Source organism: Bradyrhizobium sp. AUGA SZCCT0105, assembly GCF_018129565.1.
Lineage (GTDB): Bacteria > Pseudomonadota > Alphaproteobacteria > Rhizobiales > Xanthobacteraceae > Bradyrhizobium.
The window spans coordinates 381,749-400,133 of record NZ_JAFCMK010000002.1 but is presented as its reverse complement, the minus strand read 5'-3'; the positions used below and the strand labels follow the sequence as shown (position 1 = coordinate 400,133).

The 18,385-nt window shown below is 65.6% G+C and carries 18 protein-coding genes; 15 read left to right on the top strand and 3 right to left on the bottom strand.

The genetic code is table 11. The features are described from left to right. Positions 1–86 precede the first annotated feature (86 nt). The 5 genes from JQ573_RS10910 (at position 87) to JQ573_RS10890 (ending at position 5,403) form a co-directional block, all read left to right on the top strand. Entirely contained in the window at positions 87–1,400 is a 1,314-nt protein-coding gene (locus tag JQ573_RS10910) for an adenylate/guanylate cyclase domain-containing protein (RefSeq protein WP_212309931.1), read from the top strand. Positions 1,401–1,471: 71 nt separating this feature from the next. Further along, positions 1,472–2,200 (top strand): GntR family transcriptional regulator, encoded by a 729-nt coding sequence (locus JQ573_RS10905; RefSeq protein ID WP_212309930.1) that lies wholly within the window; start codon positions 1,472–1,474, stop codon positions 2,198–2,200. Positions 2,201–2,245: 45 nt separating this feature from the next. Then, complete coding sequence (locus tag JQ573_RS10900; protein WP_212309929.1) at positions 2,246–3,490, top strand: MFS transporter; 1,245 nt, start codon at positions 2,246–2,248, stop codon at positions 3,488–3,490. Positions 3,491–3,505: 15 nt separating this feature from the next. Then, entirely contained in the window at positions 3,506–4,396 is an 891-nt protein-coding gene (locus tag JQ573_RS10895; protein WP_212309928.1) for an amidohydrolase, read from the top strand. A gap of 92 nt (positions 4,397–4,488) precedes the next feature. Continuing rightward, positions 4,489–5,403, top strand: a complete 915-nt coding sequence (locus JQ573_RS10890) for a PhzF family phenazine biosynthesis protein (protein WP_212309927.1) — start codon at positions 4,489–4,491, stop codon at positions 5,401–5,403. Here the strand turns inward: JQ573_RS10890 and JQ573_RS10885 are convergent. Together JQ573_RS10885 and JQ573_RS10880 are read right to left on the bottom strand one after the other, a co-directional pair. Continuing rightward, complete coding sequence (locus tag JQ573_RS10885) at positions 5,400–5,861, bottom strand: DUF488 family protein (protein ID WP_097675748.1); 462 nt, start codon at positions 5,859–5,861, stop codon at positions 5,400–5,402. The two genes, JQ573_RS10890 and JQ573_RS10885, sit on opposite strands and share 4 nt — an antisense overlap. Positions 5,862–5,871: 10 nt before the next feature. After that, positions 5,872–6,711, bottom strand: a complete 840-nt coding sequence (locus JQ573_RS10880) for a DUF72 domain-containing protein (protein ID WP_409334662.1) — start codon at positions 6,709–6,711, stop codon at positions 5,872–5,874. Between the two features lie 140 nt (positions 6,712–6,851). On the opposite strand from JQ573_RS10880, the gene JQ573_RS10875 reads away from it, so the two are divergent. The 10 genes from JQ573_RS10875 to JQ573_RS10830 all read left to right on the top strand — a co-directional run bounded on the left by JQ573_RS10875 (position 6,852) and on the right by JQ573_RS10830 (position 17,732). Continuing rightward, entirely contained in the window at positions 6,852–7,223 is a 372-nt protein-coding gene (locus tag JQ573_RS10875) for a hypothetical protein (protein WP_212309925.1), read from the top strand. Between the two features lie 68 nt (positions 7,224–7,291). Beyond that, complete coding sequence (locus JQ573_RS10870) at positions 7,292–7,501, top strand: hypothetical protein (RefSeq protein ID WP_212309924.1); 210 nt, start codon at positions 7,292–7,294, stop codon at positions 7,499–7,501. A 261-nt stretch (positions 7,502–7,762) separates the two neighbouring features. After that, positions 7,763–8,896 (top strand): glycosyltransferase family 2 protein, encoded by a 1,134-nt coding sequence (locus tag JQ573_RS10865; protein ID WP_212309923.1) that lies wholly within the window; start codon positions 7,763–7,765, stop codon positions 8,894–8,896. Positions 8,897–8,903: 7 nt separating this feature from the next. Then, entirely contained in the window at positions 8,904–10,406 is a 1,503-nt protein-coding gene (locus JQ573_RS10860; RefSeq protein WP_212309922.1) for a glycosyltransferase family 39 protein, read from the top strand. 77 nt (positions 10,407–10,483) lie between these two features. Next, on the top strand, positions 10,484–11,179 hold the full coding sequence (locus tag JQ573_RS10855; protein ID WP_212309921.1) for a DUF899 family protein: 696 nt from the start codon (positions 10,484–10,486) through the stop codon (positions 11,177–11,179). A 329-nt stretch (positions 11,180–11,508) separates the two neighbouring features. Next, positions 11,509–12,732 (top strand): tlde1 domain-containing protein, encoded by a 1,224-nt coding sequence (locus tag JQ573_RS10850; RefSeq protein ID WP_249131602.1) that lies wholly within the window; start codon positions 11,509–11,511, stop codon positions 12,730–12,732. Between the two features lie 310 nt (positions 12,733–13,042). Then, complete coding sequence (locus JQ573_RS10845; RefSeq protein WP_212309920.1) at positions 13,043–13,999, top strand: helix-turn-helix domain-containing protein; 957 nt, start codon at positions 13,043–13,045, stop codon at positions 13,997–13,999. Positions 14,000–14,186: 187 nt separating this feature from the next. Continuing rightward, positions 14,187–15,704 carry an aldehyde dehydrogenase gene (gene adh, locus JQ573_RS10840; protein ID WP_212309919.1) on the top strand — a complete coding sequence of 506 codons (1,518 nt, stop codon included), beginning with the start codon at positions 14,187–14,189 and terminating at the stop codon, positions 15,702–15,704. Between the two features lie 80 nt (positions 15,705–15,784). Then, positions 15,785–16,135 (top strand): DUF779 domain-containing protein, encoded by a 351-nt coding sequence (locus JQ573_RS10835; RefSeq protein ID WP_212309918.1) that lies wholly within the window; start codon positions 15,785–15,787, stop codon positions 16,133–16,135. Positions 16,136–16,235: 100 nt separating this feature from the next. Next, positions 16,236–17,732 (top strand): AMP nucleosidase, encoded by a 1,497-nt coding sequence (locus JQ573_RS10830; RefSeq protein WP_212309917.1) that lies wholly within the window; start codon positions 16,236–16,238, stop codon positions 17,730–17,732. A gap of 22 nt (positions 17,733–17,754) precedes the next feature. Here the strand turns inward: JQ573_RS10830 and JQ573_RS10825 are convergent, their stop codons facing one another. Next, positions 17,755–18,384 carry a glutathione binding-like protein gene (locus JQ573_RS10825; protein WP_212309916.1) on the bottom strand — a complete coding sequence of 210 codons (630 nt, stop codon included), beginning with the start codon at positions 18,382–18,384 and terminating at the stop codon, positions 17,755–17,757. Between the last annotated feature and the right edge of the window lies 1 nt (position 18,385).

Here is an 18,385-nt window from a genome sequence, read left to right as displayed (position 1 = left end):
CCGGGGCGGTGCGAAGCACCGAACCCGGAATCTCGAGATTCCGGGTCTGGTCCTTCGGACCATCCCGGAATGACCGGGTGAGAGGCATGGCCGGGTTCTGGGTTAAAGACAAAGCGGTGCAGGACACGACCGTATCCGCCGATTTCCAACACGCTTTGATGCGCGAGGTGATGACCACCGAGCTGCTGCGCATCAAGGTGCTGATTGGCACGACCATCGTGCTGGGGGCGATCAGCCTGCTGGTGTATGTGTTCGCGCCCGAGGCGGTCAGCCGGGTCTGGCACGGCAATCTCAGCCCCGACTACATTTTCTATGTCACCGTTCCGCTGATCCTGTTCGAAATCTGGGTGCATGGTGCGATCAGCTGGTACAGGCGCAAGGGCCGCGACCTGCCGGTGATCCGGCGCTACATCGGCGCGCTGGTCGAGACCTCACTGCCGACCGTCGTGCTGGCGCTGCATATCGACAGCATGGGCCGCCAGGAGGCGCTCGGCTTCGTCGCCCCTCTGGTCTATTTCGTCTTCATCATTCTCTCGACGCTACGGCTCGATTTCTGGCTCTCGACCTTCACCGGATTCGTCGCGGCGACCGAGCTGTTCTACATGGCGGTGTTCTTCCATGCGGCTGACGGCGTCGCGGCCGATCAAGGCATTTATTATCACGCCGCGCGCAGCACGATCATCCTGATCTGCGGCGTGCTGGCCGGTGGGGTGGGCTTGCAGCTGCGGCGCCAATTCGCGGCCAGCATTGCGGCTGCCACCGCACGCGACCGCATCACCAATCTGTTCGGCCAGCACGTCTCGCCGCAGGTGGTCGAACGCCTGATGGCGGAGGGCGCCACGACCGCGAGCGACATCCGCCGCGTCGCCGTGATGTTCGTCGATTTCCGCAGCTTCACCGCAGGCGCGCGCTCACGCTCGCCGCAGGAGGTGGTGGATCGGCTCGACGGCGCCTTTGCCGTGCTGGTTGATATCCTCGATCGCCATGGCGGCATCGTGAACAAGTTTCTCGGCGACGGCTTTCTCGCGCTGTTCGGCGCGCCGTTCGAGGCCGGCGACGCCGCGCATCAGGCGGTCGCCGCCGCGCGCGAGATGCTGGCCGCCAACGAGCGCACCAATGCGTCGTCGAGCTGGCCGCTGCGCATCGGGATCGGCATCCATATCGGCGAGGTCGTGGCCGGCAGTATCGGCTCGCCGCGGCGCAAGGAATACACCGTGATCGGCGACACCGTGAATTTCGCTGCGCGGCTCGAGGCGCTCAACAAGGATCTCGGCTCGCAATTCCTGATCTCGTCTGCGGTACGCGAGGCGCTCGGCGACGAATGCAAGGACGCCGTCTCGCGCGGCGAGATCCCGGTGCGGGGTTACGAGCACCCGGTGCCGGTCTGGCAGTTGGGGTAGGGCGCAGCATCCAGATCGGAGGTATTATGGTGGCGATTGACGCGGCGTCCTATACTCATATAGATGACTATATGAATTCAGCCAGCGACGACCGCCTGCCGCGCTACCAGCGTCTTCGCGACGACCTCGCGGCGCGCATCAATCGCAACGAATGGCGCCCGGGGGACCTGATCCCCTCCGAGGCCGAGCTCGGCGCGCGTTACGGCGTCGCGATCGGCACCGTGCGCAAGGCGATCGATCAGCTCGTCAGCGACGGGGTGCTGGAGCGCCAGCAGGGCCGCGGCACCTTCGTGCGCCGCGCGCGGTTCAATTCCTCGTTGTTCCGCTTCTTCCGCTTCCAGTCCGAGAGCGGCGAGCGCCGCGTGCCGCAAAGCCGCATCCTGCGGCGCAAGGCGATGCCGGCGACTTCGGCTGTCGCCTCGGCGCTGCGCATCGGCGTCGGCGAGCCCGTCATCAGCCTGTCGCGCCTGCGGCTGATCGACGACGTGCCGCTGCTGGCCGAGGAGATCTGGCTCGAGAGGTCGCGCTTCGATGCGCTGCTCGCGCTCGGGACCTCCGAGTTCGGCGACCTGCTGTATCCGCTCTACGAGGACCGCTGCGGCCAGGTCGTGGTCTCCGCCGATGAAATCCTCACCGTCGAGATCGCGACCGAGATGCAATCGCGCCTGCTGCGATTGGAGGCCAACGCGCCGCTGATCGTGATCGAGCGTCTGGCCTTCGATCTGGAGCGGCGGCCGATCGAATGGCGCCGCTCGCGCGGGCCGGCGGATCGCTTCCGCTACCACGCCGAGATCCGGTAGCGCGGCCGTCGAACACAACAACATAAGAATTCACAGGGAGAAGAAATGGCAAACTGGTACAGCGAATGCTCGCCGCTCGAGCGGCGCACCTTCTGGGCAAGCTTTGGCGGCTGGGGGTTAGATGCGCTCGACGTCCAGATGTTCAGCCTCGCCATTCCGGCGCTGATCACGGCCTTCGGGATCAGCAAGGCCGATGCAGGGTTGCTCGGCTCGGTCACGCTGTTCTTCGGCGCGTTCGGCGGCTGGCTTGGCGGCGCGCTCGGCGACCGTTTCGGTCGGGTGCAGGCGTTGCAGATCACGGTCGCGACCTTCGCGCTCGCGACCTTCGCCTCGGCCTTCGCGATGAACTACACCCAGCTCGTGATCCTGAAGGCCATTCAAGGCATCGGCTTCGGCGCCGAATGGGCCTGCGGTGCGGTGCTGATGGCCGAGATCATTCGCGCCGAGCATCGCGGCAAGGCGCTCGGCGCCGTGCAGAGCGCCTGGGCGGTCGGCTGGGGCGCCGCGGTGCTGCTGTCGGCCCTGGTCTTCACCTATGCGCCCGCCGAGATCGCCTGGCGCATCCTGTTCGCGGTCGGCCTGATCCCCGCGCTGCTGATCCTGTATATCCGCCGCGGGCTGAAGGAGCCGCCGCGCGCCGCAACGCGCGAGGCCGAGCCGCCGTTCTTTGCGACGCTTGCCGGAATCTTTCACCGCGACGTGCTGCGCTCGACCTTGATCGGCGGCCTGTTCGGCATCGGCGCCCATGGCGGCTATGCGGCGCTGACGACATTCCTGCCGACCTTCCTGCGCGAGGTGCGGCATCTCTCGGTGCTCGGCTCCAGCGCCTATCTCGCCGTGATCATCGTCGCCTTCTTCTGCGGCTGCGTGGTCTCGGGGATCATCAGCGACCGGATCGGGCGGCGCGCCAACGTGACGCTGTTCGCCGCCGCCTGCGTCGTGACGGTGCTGGTCTACATCTTCGCGCCGCTCTCGAATTCGCAGATGCTGGTACTCGGATTCCCGCTGGGCTTCTTCTCGGCGGGCATTCCCGCCAGCATGGCGGCGCTGTTCAGCGAACTCTATCCGGCAGGCGTGCGCGGGACCGGCGTCGGGTTTTGCTACAATTTCGGCCGCATCGTCTCCGCGGCGTTTCCCTTCCTGGTCGGCTATCTCAGCGATCGCATCGGCCTCGGTGCGGCGATCGGGATCGACGCGGCGTTCGCCTATTCGCTGGTGCTGGTCGCGGTGCTGATGCTGCCGGAGACCCGCGGCAAGGTTTTCGAGCAGGCGGTCGCCACGCGCGCGTGATGATGAGGAATGATCATGACATCGTACGAACATGGGTTGACGCGGCGCCGGTTTGCCGCGGGAGTGGTTGCCGCACTGTCGGCAGGCGGATTGAGGGCTGAGGTGCCGAAACAACTCGCGATCGATACCCACGCCCACGTCTTCCATCGCGGACTGAAGCTCGCGCCCGGCCGGCGCTATGCGCCTGACTACGACGCGCCGCTCGCGCTCTATCTGCAGCAGCTCGACCAGAACGGCATCACCAACGGCGTGTTGGTGCAGCCGAGCTTTCTCGGCACCGACAATTCTTATCTCGCCGAATGCCTGAAGGCGACCAACGGCCGCCTGCGCGGCATCGCCGTCGTCGACGTTGCCGTTGCCGCCGACGAGCTACGCGCGCTCGATCGCGCCGGCGTCGCCGGCATCCGTCTCAATCTGGTCGGCCAGAAGCTGCCTGATCTTTCGTCGCCGGAGTGGACGGCAATGCTGGCACAGATCAGGACATTCGACTGGCAGGTCGAGATCCAGCGCAGCGCCGCCGATCTCGCGACGCTCGCGCCAAACCTGCTCGACCAGGGCGTGAAAGTCGTGCTCGATCACTTCGCCTTGCCCGATCCAAAACTCGGCATCGACGATCCCGGATTCCAGTCGGTGCTCGAGCTTGGCGCGACGCGAAACGTCTGGGTGAAGATTTCGGCGCCCTATCGTAACGGCGCGGCCGGTGAGGCGTTCGCCAAGCAGGCCTATCCGCTGCTGCGTCAGGCTTTCGGCGTCGACCGGCTGCTGTGGGGCAGCGACTGGCCGCACACCCAATTCGAGGCGACGCAGAGCTACGCGACGAACCGCAAATTCCTCGATGAGCTCGTCACCGACGCCGACGAGCGCGCGCGCGTGCTCGCGTCACCGCGCGAGTTGTTTCGCTTCTAGCTCGCGGGTGATTGTACCGAATGCTCTGAAGGGCGTCGTTGCTGCTGTGCTACGATGGCGCCATCGGAATGACCGGCACAAGGACACGCAAGATGCAGCGCCGCTATATCACCGTCGACGTTTTCACCGATCGCGCCTTCGGCGGCAACCCGCTCGCCGTGGTGCTCGACGCCGAAGGGCTGTCGAGCGAAGAGATGCAGGCGATCGCGACCGAGTTCAACTATTCCGAGACGACCTTCGTGCTGCCGCCGCAGGACAAGGCCAACGACGCCCAGGTTCGCATCTTCACGCCGGTCAGAGAACTGCCGTTTGCCGGGCATCCCAATGTCGGCACCGCCTTCGTGCTGGCACAGCTTGCGAAGGAGCTGAAGCCGCGTCTGATCTTCGAGGAGAAAGCGGGGTTGGTCCCGGTCGATATCGCGCGCGAGGGCGGCAGGGTCGTCGCCGCTGAGCTGACCGCGCCACAGCCGCTGTCGCGCCTGGCGCAGTTCTCTTCCGGCGAGGTCGCGAGCCTGATCTCGCTCACGGCAGACGACGTCAGGACGGATCGCCAGGCACCGCAGGTGGTCGGCGTCGGAACGCCGTTCCTGGTCTTTGAGGTCGCATCGCGCGATGCGGTGCGGCGGGCAAAACCGGATGCGGCGGCGTTCGCCCGTTTCTTCCCCCGTGACGGAGCATTCTCCGCGTACTTCTACACCCGCGACGTCCCCGTCGCGGAGGCGCCGTGCGATCTGCAGGCACGGATGTTCTTTCCGGGATCGAGCGGCCTGATCGAGGATCCGGCGACCGGCAGCGCCACGGTCGCCGCGGCCGCGCTGCTTGCCACGCTCGATCCGTTGCGCGACGCCGACCTGAAGCTGACGGTCGGCCAGGGTTTTGACATGGGCCGGCCGAGCCTGCTGCTGACCCGCGTGCGCAAGCAGAATGGCGCAGTCCTATCCGCGCATGTCGGCGGGGCCTGTGTGCAGATGATGCAGGGGACGTTGCGCCTGGAGGGAAAAGGCTAGACCTGCGGCGCCACGAGATTGTCGATCTTGACGCCGTCGCGCTCCTCGATGATCTCGGCGATCCAGCGGCGGTGACAATGTTCGTGGTCGCGCTCGTAGCAGAGGATGCAGACCGGACCGGACTTCTTCACCAGCGCCGACAGCTCGTCGAGCTCTTCCTTGGCCTGCACCGTCTTCAGGTGCGCCGAATAGATCTTGTGCAGCAGGCCATATTGCCCGCTGCGCGCCGCCTCCCGGCCGCTCTTCGGCGTGCCGAGGCCGCGGAGATGGACGTAGCCGATGCCGCGCTCGTCGAGGCCTGCGGCGAGCTGGCTCTTGGAGAAGCCGGGGCGGCGCGAGGAGGCCACCGCGCGAACGTCGACCAGCAGCTTGACGCCGGCGTGCTGGAGCTCGTCGAGCACGGCCTTGGACGGCGTCTGCTCGTAGCCGATGGTGAACAGCTTTTTCGCCTTCGCCATCAGCTATCCCTCACTTCACCCGTTCGATCAATTCCATCGCGCCCGCGGGCGCGCGGATCTTGCCCTCGTGGATCACATAGGCGAACACGTCGCGCGGCGTCTTCTTCGGCGCTGATTTGTCGACCCGCGGCAGATCGTCCGGCTCGCTGCCGCCGGCCCAGTCCTGAAACCGCCTGGCCCAGGCGTCGAGCTGCTTCGGCGGATAGCAGGTCTTCAGTTCGTCATTGCCCTTCTGCAACCGGGCATAGACGAAGTCGCTGGCGACGTCGGCAATCGCCGGATACTTGCCGTGCTCGGCGAACACCACCGGCACCTGGTGCTCGCGAATGAGCGCGATGAATTCGGGTACGCAAAAGCTGTCGTGACGCACCTCGACGACGTGGCGCAGCGCGCGCCCGTCGAGCTTGCGCGGCAACAGCTCGAGGAATTTGCCGAAATCGGCGCCGTCGAATTTCTTGGTCGGCGCAAACTGCCAGAGCACCGGCCCGAGCCGGTCCTTCAGCTCCAGCACGCCCGAATCATAGAACCGCTTCACCGAATCGCCGGCCTCGGCGAGCACGCGGCGGTTGGTGGCAAAGCGCGGCCCCTTCAGCGAGAAGATGAATCCATCAGGGACTTCGCTGGCCCATTTGCGAAAGCTCTCCGGCTTCTGCGATCCGTAATAGGTGCCGTTGATCTCGATCGAGGTCAGCTTCGAGGCGGCGTAGGACAGCTCCTTCGCCTGCGTCAGCTTCTCGGGATAGAACACCCCGCGCCACGGCTCGAAAGTCCAGCCGCCGATGCCGATATAGATGTTGCCTGCGTCTGTCTTGGTCTCTGTCTTGGTCGCCTTGGTGGGAGCTTTGGCCACGACTGCACTCATCGCGAGGAGGGGAACAGGGATCGAGAGTAGTCAAAATAATCGTGATTGGCCAGTTTGCCAGATTGCCGCGCGGGTGCTTATCGTCGCTGTCGCTCTTCGCTACGATGCGCCAAAATGGAGAACAACACATGCGCATGCTGGTTGCGGCCGCCCTCCTGATCACGTCCTCCGCTGCCGTATCGTCCGCTGCAATGGCCGACGAGGTCGACGATGCGCACAAGCTCGCGATCACCGGTCGCGACGCCTACTGGAATTGTCTCGCCCGCGAATATCCCCGCGACAGCAACAAGGCGATGTCGGACCAGGAGTTCAGCTCGCTGATCGCCAATGTCTGTCCCTCGGAGCGGCAGAATTTTCGGGTGTCGCTGATCGACTTCCTGTCGCTGCAGTTTCCCAAGCAGGATGCAGACGCCAATCTGACCACCGCCAATCGCGCGATCGAGCTGGCGCAGAAGGACATCGTGACCGCCTTTACCCGCCGCAGGGCCGCGGCGAAATAGGTTCCCGAATCCTGTTGCGGCCGGCCGATTTTTGATATCAATCCGCGGAGGCGAGGGGATTGATCGGCATGAGGTCACAATCGACGGCAGGCTTCCTGGGCGCAGTGGTCGCGGCCGTGGCGCTCGCGGCGGCGTTCATCTATGGGCCGTCGCCAAGCCAGCTCCGTAACCCGACCAAGCCCGCAGCCGTGCAGCCGCAGGCGGCGCCCGCCGCCGAGGCCGCACCGGCGGCCCCGGTGCCACGCGGCCCGGTGATCCGGGAAGTCCCCAACAACTAGCGCCAAGACCCATTTGCAGACCGCCCCTTGCGGATCGCATGGGGGTTACTTATCTAGCTCATAACGGCGACGTTGCAGCTTAAGGGCTCCGGCGCCGGGACGACCACGACATTGTTTGGCTGCGCCGGATGTACGCGCGCCCCTTGTTCGTGGTCGTTGGCATTTTTAGGGCTATTTTGCCCCGTTTTCCCGCTTCCCGAGACCGCGTTTGGGCCGGCCCGCCTTGGCAGCGGGGGAGGCTGCGGCTATACGCTGGCGCTCATGAATGACGCCATCAAGCTAGCCCCCGAAACCGCCTCGCAAGCAGCAAGTTTGCCGCAGCTTTCGGTGGTCGTCCCGACCTTCAACGAACGCGACAATGTCACGGTGCTGTACCGCCGGCTCGACGCGACCCTGAAGGACGTCTCCTGGGAGGTCATCTTCGTCGATGACAATTCGCCCGACGGGACCTGGGACGTGGTGCGCGCGCTGGCGCGGAAGGATTCCCGGGTGCGCTGTATCCGCCGGATCGGCCGGCGCGGCCTGTCTGGCGCCTGCATCGAGGGCATCCTGGCGTCGAGCGCGCCCTATGCCGCGGTCATGGACGCCGATCTCCAGCATGACGAAACCCAGCTCCCGAAGATGGTCGCACTGCTGCAGAGCGGCGAGGCCGAACTCGTGGTCGGCAGCCGCTATATCGAGGGCTACAAGACCGAAGGCTTCAACAAGCAGCGCGCCGGCGCCAGCGCCTTTGCCACCGAGATCGCGCGGCGCTCGTTGAAGGTCGAGATCGCCGATCCCATGAGCGGCTTCTTCATGATCCGCCGCGACCGTTTCGAGCAGCTCGCGCCGCAGCTGTCGACCCAGGGCTTCAAGATCCTGCTCGATGTCGTGGCGACGGCGGAGGGCAAGCTGCGCGCGGTCGAGATTCCCTACACATTCGGTGCCCGTCAGCATGGCGAGAGCAAGCTTGACTCGATGGTCGCGCTCGACTTCCTTGGCCTGGTGCTGGCGAAGCTGACCAACGACGTGATCTCGCTGCGCTTCATTTTGTTCGCAGCGGTCGGCGGGCTCGGCCTGCTGGTGCATCTCAGCGTGTTGTTCATCGCGCTGGAACTGTTCAAGGCGCCGTTCCCGGAGGCGCAGGCCGCCGGCGCGATCGTCGCCATGACCAGCAACTTCATCCTCAACAATTTCCTGACCTATCGCGACCAGCGGCTGAAGGGCTTCGGCATCCTGCGCGGCCTGCTGCTGTTCTATCTGGTCTGCAGCGTCGGTCTGCTTGCCAATGTCGGCGTCGCGTTCTCGGTCTACGACCAGGAGCCGATCTGGTGGCTTGCGGGCGCGGCCGGCGCGCTGATGGGCGTGGTGTGGAACTACGCGATGTCCGGGCTGTTCGTCTGGCGCAAGCGATGACGGTGGCATGAACGCGAACGAGGCGCGGCTGGCCCGGAACACCGCTCTTGCGGTGTGCGCGCTGGTCGTGTTGCGGCTGGCCGCCGCCGCATGGACGCCGCTGACCTTCGACGAAGCCTATTACTGGATGTGGTCGAAGGCGCTCGCCGGCGGCTATTACGACCATCCGCCGATGGTCGCGATCGTGATCCGGCTCGGCACCATGATCGCGGGCGATACGCCGTTCGGCGTGCGGCTGGTGTCGATCCTGCTCGCCTTGCCGATGAGCTGGGCGATCTATCGGGCGGCCGAGATCCTGTTCGGCGGCCGGCGCATCGCCGCCAGCGCAACGATCCTGCTCAATGTCACGCTGATGGCCGCCGTCGGTACGCTGATCGTGACGCCGGATGCGCCGCTGCTGGTTGCGGCGAGCTTCCTGCTGTATTCGCTCGCAAAGGTGCTGGAGAGCGGCCGCGGCGCCTGGTGGCTCGCGGTCGGCGTCAGCGCAGGCCTGGCGCTGCTGTCGAAATACACGGCGCTGTTCTTCGGACCCGCGATCCTGATCTGGCTTGCTGTCGTGCCGAAGCTGCGGCGCTGGTATCTCTCGCCTTGGCTCTATCTCGGCGGCCTGGTTGCGGCCGGACTGTTTGCGCCGGTCGTGCTCTGGAATGCCGATCACCACTGGGTGTCGTTCATCAAGCAGATGGGCCGCGCCCGGATCGAGGACTTCCGGCCGAACTACATTGCCGAGCTGATCCCGACGCAGTTTGCGTTCGCGACGCCATTGGTCTTCATCCTCGGTGTGATGGGCCTTTACGCGCTCTACCGGCGCCGCGCCGGCGCGATGCCCGCGCGCGTGCTGGTCAACACGATGTTCTGGACCATCGTGGTCTACTTCACCTGGCACGCGCTGCATGCGCGGGTCGAGGCCAACTGGTTCGCGCCGGTCTATCCGGCCTTTGCGGTGGCGGCCGCGGTCGCGGCGATCCAGGTGCAGTGGGCGCCGCGCGAGCAGCGCACGATCGATTTCTGCCGCCGCTGGGCTGCGCCGACAGGCGTCGTGCTGTTTGCGCTGCTGATCGTGCAGGCCAACACCGGTTGGCTCTCGGGTTACCGCCGCGACGCCACCGTGCGTAGCGTCGGTGTCGGCTGGCAGGAGCTCGCGGGCGAGATCGAGGCGGTGCGCGCGCGCTCCGGCGCGAGCTGTGTGCTGTCGCCGGACTACGGCACCACCGGCTGGCTTGCCTTCTATCTCCCCAAGGGCACCTGCGTCGCACAACAAGGCCAGCGCATTCGCTGGGTCAACATGCCCGAGCCGAGCCCGGCGCAGCTGTCCGGCAAGCTGCTGTATGTGCATGAGGTCGAGCAGGCGATGCCGGCCTCGGTGCGCGACAATTTCGCCCATGTCGAAACCGTCGCCGAGGCCAAGCGCATGCGCGGGCCGCTGGTGATCGAGACTTACGCGCTCGATCTGCTGGACGGCGCAAAGGGCGAGGTCTTCGACCGCTCGCCGCCGCCGGAACTGCAGTAAATCGTCGTCGTTGATGTCGGATCGACCGGTTCCGGTTCGTCTTCCAGGGAGCCCGTCAACCACGCGAGGTTCCAACCATGATCAGTTCCGTCCTCAAGCCCGCCGGCGAACTCGCCAACACCAACGCCAGGCGCTTTCCCAATGAGAGCGCCGAATATCGTCGGGCGCGCCAGGCGCTGCTCGTCGAGGAGATCGAGCTGCGCCGGTACATCGCGCGCGTCGCCGAGCTGCGCCGCGCCTTGCCGCCGGGCGGCGAGGTGACCAGGGCCTATGAGTTCACGGGTGAGTCCGGCGCGGCCTCGCTCGCCGATCTCTTCGGCAACAAGCAGACGCTCATCATCTACAGCTACATGTTCGGTCCGCAGCGCGAGAAGCCGTGTCCGATGTGCACATCGTTCATGGGCACGTGGGAGGAGAAGCTGCCTGACATCGAGCAGCGCGTGTCGTTCGTGTTCGTGGCACGCTCGCCGATCGCGCGGCTGATCGAGGCGAAGAAGGCGCGCGGCTGGACGCGTCACAAGGTCTATTCGGATGCGTCGGGCGATTACACGCGTGACTATGTCAGCAAGGATGACAGCGACGTGCCGGGCTACAATGTCTTCACCCGCCAGAGCGGCGTGATCCGGCATTTCTGGGCCGGCGAAATGGGAGCCGGCACGGTCGACCCCGGCCAGGACCCGCGCGGCGCGCGGGACATGGATCCGCTCTGGACCTTGCTCGACACCACGCGCGAAGGGCGCGGCGCGGACTGGTATCCGAAGCTCAGCTATTGAGAGATGGTTTTTGCTCGATCCCCGCTCGATTACGGGGCCGTCGGCAAGGAAATTCTCCCTAGGATTTATCTCGGCATGCGGTAGCGGAACCGCGTGCCGGAATGTCCCATCATGGGACAAAAAAGCCGTTTTGGCGGTCCAATGCCATCTTAAAAAAGCCCTACGCCACAGGCACTTCCCGCGCTGCAGGGGATCGCATCCGGTTAAGTCGCATTTAACTAAAAGTCGCCTTAATGGCCGTCTGTGCCCCCGCGCGACGTTGAGCCGAACACCGTTCGACGATGCGTCGAGTGAGGGACAAAGGTGGACCTGTTTTGAGCGCCGGGCGTATGGGTACGAGTGCGAGTGCGTATGTTCTTGGGGCGCCAAGCCGCAAGAAATCCTCCCGAAAAATCCTCCCGCAGCATTTCCTCGGCAGCGCCGCGGTGGCGGGGCTGGTGCTTGGCTGCGCCTGGACCGTCTATGCCAACATCTTTGCGGCGAGCGTCTATCCGTCGGTCGGCAATGCGTCGTTTGACGCGCCGGTGGTGAAGCGGCCCGTCGCGGTCGCCGCGCGGCCCGCACCCGCGTTCAACGAGGTGTTCGCGTCCCTGACGCCCGCGCCGGCGGCGCCCGCCAAGACCGAGGTCGCGAAGTCGGAAGCCCCGACACCGTCACTTATGTTTAACGATCGGTTTGCGGCCGCCGCGCCCGAGGGCGTCGCGTCCAGCGTCGTGGCCGACGCCGCACCGCAGATCGACCCGATCAAGCAGGCCGCTGAACCCAAGGTCGCCGTCGCGGCGAGGGCGGTGGCGACGGCAGAGCTCGCTGAGACATCGAAGCCGTTGCCGGCGCCGAAATCGGTCGAGACCGCCAAGAAGCAAGCCGCCGCCAATCTGAAGGTGGCGCTCAACGATCCCTCCGCGACGGTTGAGTCGAAGGCGGCCGAGAAGGCGCCCGAGGCCAAGCAGGCGACGAAATCCGGTGGCGTCCGTGACATGGCCGCGCGCGCCAAGGCCGCGGTGCTGTCGATCGCATCGAGCGAGCGGCAGACCATGGTCGAGAAGCTGTGGGGCAAGCGCGAGTCGAGCGGCGGGCTGCTCTCCTTCGCCTCCGCCGACGCCAATGTCACCGGCAGCATTCCCTCGACGCTGGACCAGAACCCGATGCTCGGCGGCTCGCCGCCCTATGACCGCCAGACCGCGGTCTACGACATCTCGGCCAAGACCGTGTATTTGCCCGACGGCACGCGGCTCGAGGCGCATTCCGGCCTCGGCTCCCGGCTCGACGATCCCAGGTCCTCGCATATGAAGATGGTCGGCGTGACGCCGCCGCACATCTACGAGCTCAAGCCGCGCGAGGCGTTGTTCCACGGCGTGCCTGCGCTGCGGCTCAATCCGATCGGCGGCGAGGGCAAGATCTTCAACCGCGACGGCCTGCTCGCGCACACCTTCATGCTCGGCCCGAACGGCGACTCCAACGGTTGCGTCTCGTTCAAGGACTATTACGCGTTCCTCGACGCCTACCGCAACAAGGGCATCCGCCGCCTCGCGGTGCTCGCGCGGATCCAGTAGCGCGGTCCTTCCGGACCACGGCTTTTTCGACAACACGAACGTCTTCATGTGCCGGCCGTGATGCCCAATGGGAGGGGTGCGGATCGAGAGAACGGGGACGGCGGTCGATTGATGCCGCGGCGACTGACACCCGTGCGCGGCTTGCCTCGGGCAGGTGGCTTGGGAGGATACACCGGTTCCGGAAGCGCCGCAATGAGGCCTTCCCTTGAAAGCCCTCGGGGCACGCTATATTCTGCAAAATATAGGGGTGTCAGGGCCAACAACGCCGCGCTCCCGAGGGTCACAGAGCCCGCGGAGCAGGGAGGGAAGCATGAGCCGGTCGCCAGGTGTCATGCATACGGACAAGGTTCTCGACGTGCTGGCCGGAGGCGGAGCGCCCTCCGACCTGTCGGCGTCGTGGCGTCGTTCCGGTCATCTGCACGCGCTCGATCCGGCGAGCCGCCTGCCTTCGTATCGTCTCCAGCAGGCTGACGTCGCCGCCGCGCAGCAGCGTCTCGCCGAATTCCTGGCGGTCGCCCAGCGCACGCTCGACCGGCTGTTCCTTGCCGTGGGCGGGGTCGGTTGTTCGGTGCTGCTCGCCGACCGCGACGGCGTTGTCGTCGACCGGCGCGGCGCAAACGCGGATGACGCGACCTTCGACGCATGGGGGCTCTGGACCGGTGCGGTCTGGAGCGAGAAGCATGAGGGGACCAACGGCATCGGCACCTGCATCGTCGAGAAGCGGCCGCTGTCGATCGATCGCGAGCAGCATTTCTTCACGCGCAATTCCGCCCTGTTCTGCACCACTGCGCCGGTCTTCGACGAGCACGGTGAACTGGCCGCCGCGCTCGACGTCTCCTCCTGTCGGGCCGACCTGACAGGCGGATTCTCCCGTCTGATCGCGACCACGGTCACCGATGCCGCGCGCGCGATCGAAGCCGAGAACTTCCGCCGGGCGTTTCCCGACGCACGAATTCTCCTGACACCGAGAAGCGAGCGCGCCGTGAATTCGCTGCTAGCGGTCGATCGCGACGACCTCGTGGTCGGTGCGACGCGTGCCGCGCGCCGTGCGCTCGGCCTCACGGCGGCGTCGCTGGCGCGGCCGCTGCCGGCCGCCGATCTGATCGGCGAGACCCGCGATGATGGCGGCCTCGTTGCCGCGGAACGCGCGGTGCTGCAGCGCGCGCTGGCGCGGGCCGGCGGCAACGTGTCCAGGGCTGCCAAGGACCTCGACATGTCCCGCGCGACACTGCACCGCAAGCTGAAGCTGCTTGGCTTGCATCGTTAGGGCGTTTCCGCCGGGAGCCGGGTTCAGCCCCCAGGCGATGTCGCGCCGCCGCCGATTGGCGGCGCACTCTGTCTCAGATTTGCGACAGTTCCCGTCGGCGCCTGACGCGGGTCCCTGTTCTGCGCGCATGATTTGACCGACCGTTGGAGCCAACGCCGTGTGCATCGGCGTGCCAACGGAGGAACACATGAACAAGGTGGACATGCAGTCCGTGCTCAAGGCGCCGTTCGCCAAGCGCTACGGCAATTTCATTGGGGGCGAATGGCGCGAACCTCGCTCCGGAAAATATTTCGACAACATCTCGCCGGTCACCGGGTTGCCGATCTGCGAAATCCCGCGCTCGGACGCTGCGGATATCGAGGCGGCGCTCGATGCCGCGCACGCGGCCAAGGACGCCTGGGGCAAGACCAGCGCGGCCGAGCGCGCGCTCATCCTCAACAGGATCGCCGACCGGATGGAGGCCAATCTCGACAAGCTCGCCACCGCCGAGACGTGGGACAACGGCAAGCCGATCCGCGAAACGACGGCCGCCGACATTCCGCTGGCGATCGATCACTTCCGCTACTTTGCCGGCGTGGTTCGTGGCCAGGAGGGTTCGATCTCAGAAATCGACCATGACACGGTGGCCTATCACTTCCACGAGCCGCTCGGAGTGGTCGGCCAGATCATTCCCTGGAATTTCCCGATCCTGATGGCGACCTGGAAGCTGGCGCCCGCGCTTGCCGCCGGCAATTGCGTCGTGCTCAAGCCCGCCGAGCAGACGCCGGCCTCGATCCTGGTGTGGCTCGAACTGGTCGGCGACCTCCTGCCGAAGGGCGTGCTGAACGTCGTCAACGGCTTCGGCCTCGAGGCCGGTAAGCCGCTGGCGTCGTCAAACCGGATCGCCAAGATCGCCTTCACCGGCGAGACCACGACGGGCCGGCTGATCATGCAATATGCATCGCAGAACCTGATCCCGGTGACGCTCGAACTCGGCGGCAAGTCGCCCAACATCTTCTTCAGCGATGTTTGCGCCGAGGACGATGATTTCTTCGACAAGGCGGTCGAAGGCTTCGTGATGTTCGCGCTCAATCAGGGCGAGGTCTGCACCTGCCCGAGCCGCGCGCTGATCCAGGAGTCGATCTACGATCGCTTCATGGAACGCGCGCTGAAGCGCGTCGAGGCGATCACGCAAGGCAGCCCGCTCGATCCGACCACGATGATCGGCGCGCAGGCATCTTCCGAGCAACTGGAGAAGATTCTCTCCTACATCGACATCGGCAAGAAGGAGGGCGCGCAGGTCCTGATCGGCGGCGAGCGCAACAATCTCGGCGGCGGGCTGTCGGGCGGCTATTACGTCAAGCCGACCGTCTTCAAGGGCCACAACAAGATGCGCATCTTCCAGGAGGAGATCTTTGGACCGGTCGTGTCCGTGACCACCTTCAAGACCGACGACGAAGCGCTCTCGATCGCCAACGACACGCTCTACGGTCTCGGTGCCGGCATCTGGAGCCGCGATGCCAATCGCTGCTACCGGTTCGGCCGCGCCATCCAGGCCGGCCGGGTGTGGACCAATTGCTATCACGCCTATCCGGCGCACGCGGCGTTCGGCGGCTACAAGCAATCGGGCATCGGCCGTGAGACGCACAAGATGATGCTCGACCACTACCAGCAGACCAAGAACATCCTGGTCAGCTACAGCCCCAAGAAGCTCGGCTTCTTCTGAGGTCTCAGGCCGCGCGCTGCGGACGAACGCGACAGGCTTCGGCGGGGTGTCCCGCCGGAGCCTCTATCACGGAGGCCGAGATGGCTGACAAGGTGACCGCGACGCCGGCTGCGCTGGAACTGATCGCCGAGATCATCGCCGATCATGGGCCAGTGCTGTTTCACCAGTCGGGCGGCTGCTGCGACGGTTCGTCGCCGATGTGCTATCCGCAAGGTGACTTCCTGATCGGCGATCATGACGTCAAGCTCGGCGAGATCGGCGGGGCGCCGTTCTATATCAGCGGTTCGCAATATGACGTCTGGAAGCACACCGATCTGATCATCGACGTCGTTCCCGGCCGCGGCGGCATGTTCTCGCTCGACAACGGGCGCGAGCGCCGGTTCCTGACCCGGTCCGAGATCTGCGCGCTGCCGCCGCGCGAGCCGGAATAGGGCAGTCCGGGGTCGATCTGGAACTGGAGGCCATTGTCGCTATACTGCGCTGATCCAGGGCGAGTCTCAACTCGGCAACGGATCCGGTGCAAAGCGAACAATGTCTCCGACACCCCCCATCGAAACCCCGCCGCCGATCACGACCGAAGCGTTCGTCGATGCTGCGGCCGCCGTTGCCCGTCTCGAGGAGATCTACGAGCGCAACACGGGATTCCTGCGCAGTCGCTTCGAAGCCTATGTCAACGGGGTGCCGTGCACGACGCGGGTGCGGGCGCATTACCCGTTCGTCCGCATCACGACCTCGTCGCACGCCCGGCTCGATTCCCGTCTCGCCTACGGTTTTGTCGCGGGACCTGGCGTTCATGAGACCAGCATCACCCGGCCGGATATTTTCCGGACCTATCTGACCGAACAGATCGGGCTCCTGATCAAGAACCATGGCGTGGCGGTCGAGATCGGCGAGTCCAACGAGCCGATTCCGATCCATTTCGCCTACCGGCGCGACATCAATATCGAGGCGGCGCTGACCATCGCCGACAGTTCGGCGTTCACACGATCGCTGCGCGACGTGTTCGATACGCCCGACCTTGCGGCGATGGACGATGCGATCGCGGACGGGACGTTTGAACTGACGCCGGGGACGCCAGAGCCGCTGGCCCTGTTCCGTGCCGCGCGCGTCGATTACTCGCTGCGCCGGCTCTATCACTACACCGGCACCGATCCCGAGCACTTCCAGAATTTCGTGATCTTCACCAACTACCAGTTCTATGTCGACGCTTTCGCGCAATCGAGCCTGCAGCGTCTCGCATCGGGTGAGGAAGGCCTCGAGGCGTTCGTCGCGCCCGGCAATGTGATCACGCGCAACGCGCTGGCAGGCGGCGGCGTGAGCGGGACGGCCTCGGATCGCGTCCCGCAGATGCCGGCGTTTCATCGCGTCGAGCCCGGTTATCGCGGCATCACCCTGATCAATATCGGGATCGGTCCATCGAACGCGCGCAACATCACCGACCACGTCGCGGTGCTGCGGCCGCATGCCTGGCTGATGATCGGGCATTGCGCTGGCTTACGCAACACGCAGCGGCTCGGCGACTATGTGCTGGCCCATGGCTATGTCCGTGAGGATCACGTGCTCGATCACGAGCTGCCGCTGTGGGTGCCGATCCCCGCGCTTGCCGAGATGCAGGTCGCGCTTGAGGAGGCGGTCGGCGAGGTGACCGGGCTCACCGGATTCGAGCTCAAGCGGTTGATGCGCACCGGCACGGTCGCGAGCGTCGACAATCGAAATTGGGAAATCAGCGGGCCGCAGGTGATCCGGCGGATGTCGCAATCGCGCTCCATCGCGCTCGACATGGAATCGGCGACGATCGCCGCCAACGGCTATCGCTTCCGCGTGCCCTATGGCACGCTGCTGTGCGTCTCCGACAAGCCGCTGCATGGCGAGATCAAGCTGGCGGGCATGGCGAGCGAATTCTATCGCCAGCGCGTCGGCCAGCACCTTCAGATCGGGCTGAAGGCGCTGGAGCGGCTCAAGCAGCAGGAATCCGAGCGGCTGCATTCGCGCAAGCTGCGCAGCTTCGCCGAGGTCGCGTTTCAGTAACGTGGCGCCGGGCGCGCGGCGATCACGCCGCGACGCTCTTCCACAATTGCATCTCGATGCCGATGGCGGCTTTGACCTGTGGCCGCGCCTGGATGCGTCCGAGATAGGCGGCCAGCGGCGGCCATTGCGCCACATCGACGCCGGCGGTGCGAAGCAACAGCAGAGCCCAGGCGAGATGCGCGTCCGCTACCGTGAAGCGGTTACCGACCAGAAATTCGCGGTCGGTAAGATGCGCTGATGGCACCGACAAGGTCTGTCCGATCCTGGCACGCGGTTTGGCGAGCGATGCATCGTCCTTGTACCAGAAGGTCGGGAACAGGAATCCCTTGTGGATCTCGGTGCCGATGAAGCTCAGCCATTCCTGCAAGCGGTAGCGGTCCGGATGGCCTGGCGGCGGCGCGAGGCCGAGTTCGGGCTTGAGGTCCGCGATGTATTGCAGCACCGCGGCGCTCTCCGTCAGCCGCTCGCCATTCTCGAGCACCAGCACCGGCACCGCGCCTTTCGGCGCGACGGCGCGGAAGTCGCCGTCGTCCTCCAGCACCTTCTTGGTCCAGAGATGCACCATGTGATAGCGCGCGTCGACGCCGGCCTCCATGAGAGCGATCCGGCTGGCGAGCGAGCAGGCCATCGGCCAGAAATACAGCTCGAGCATG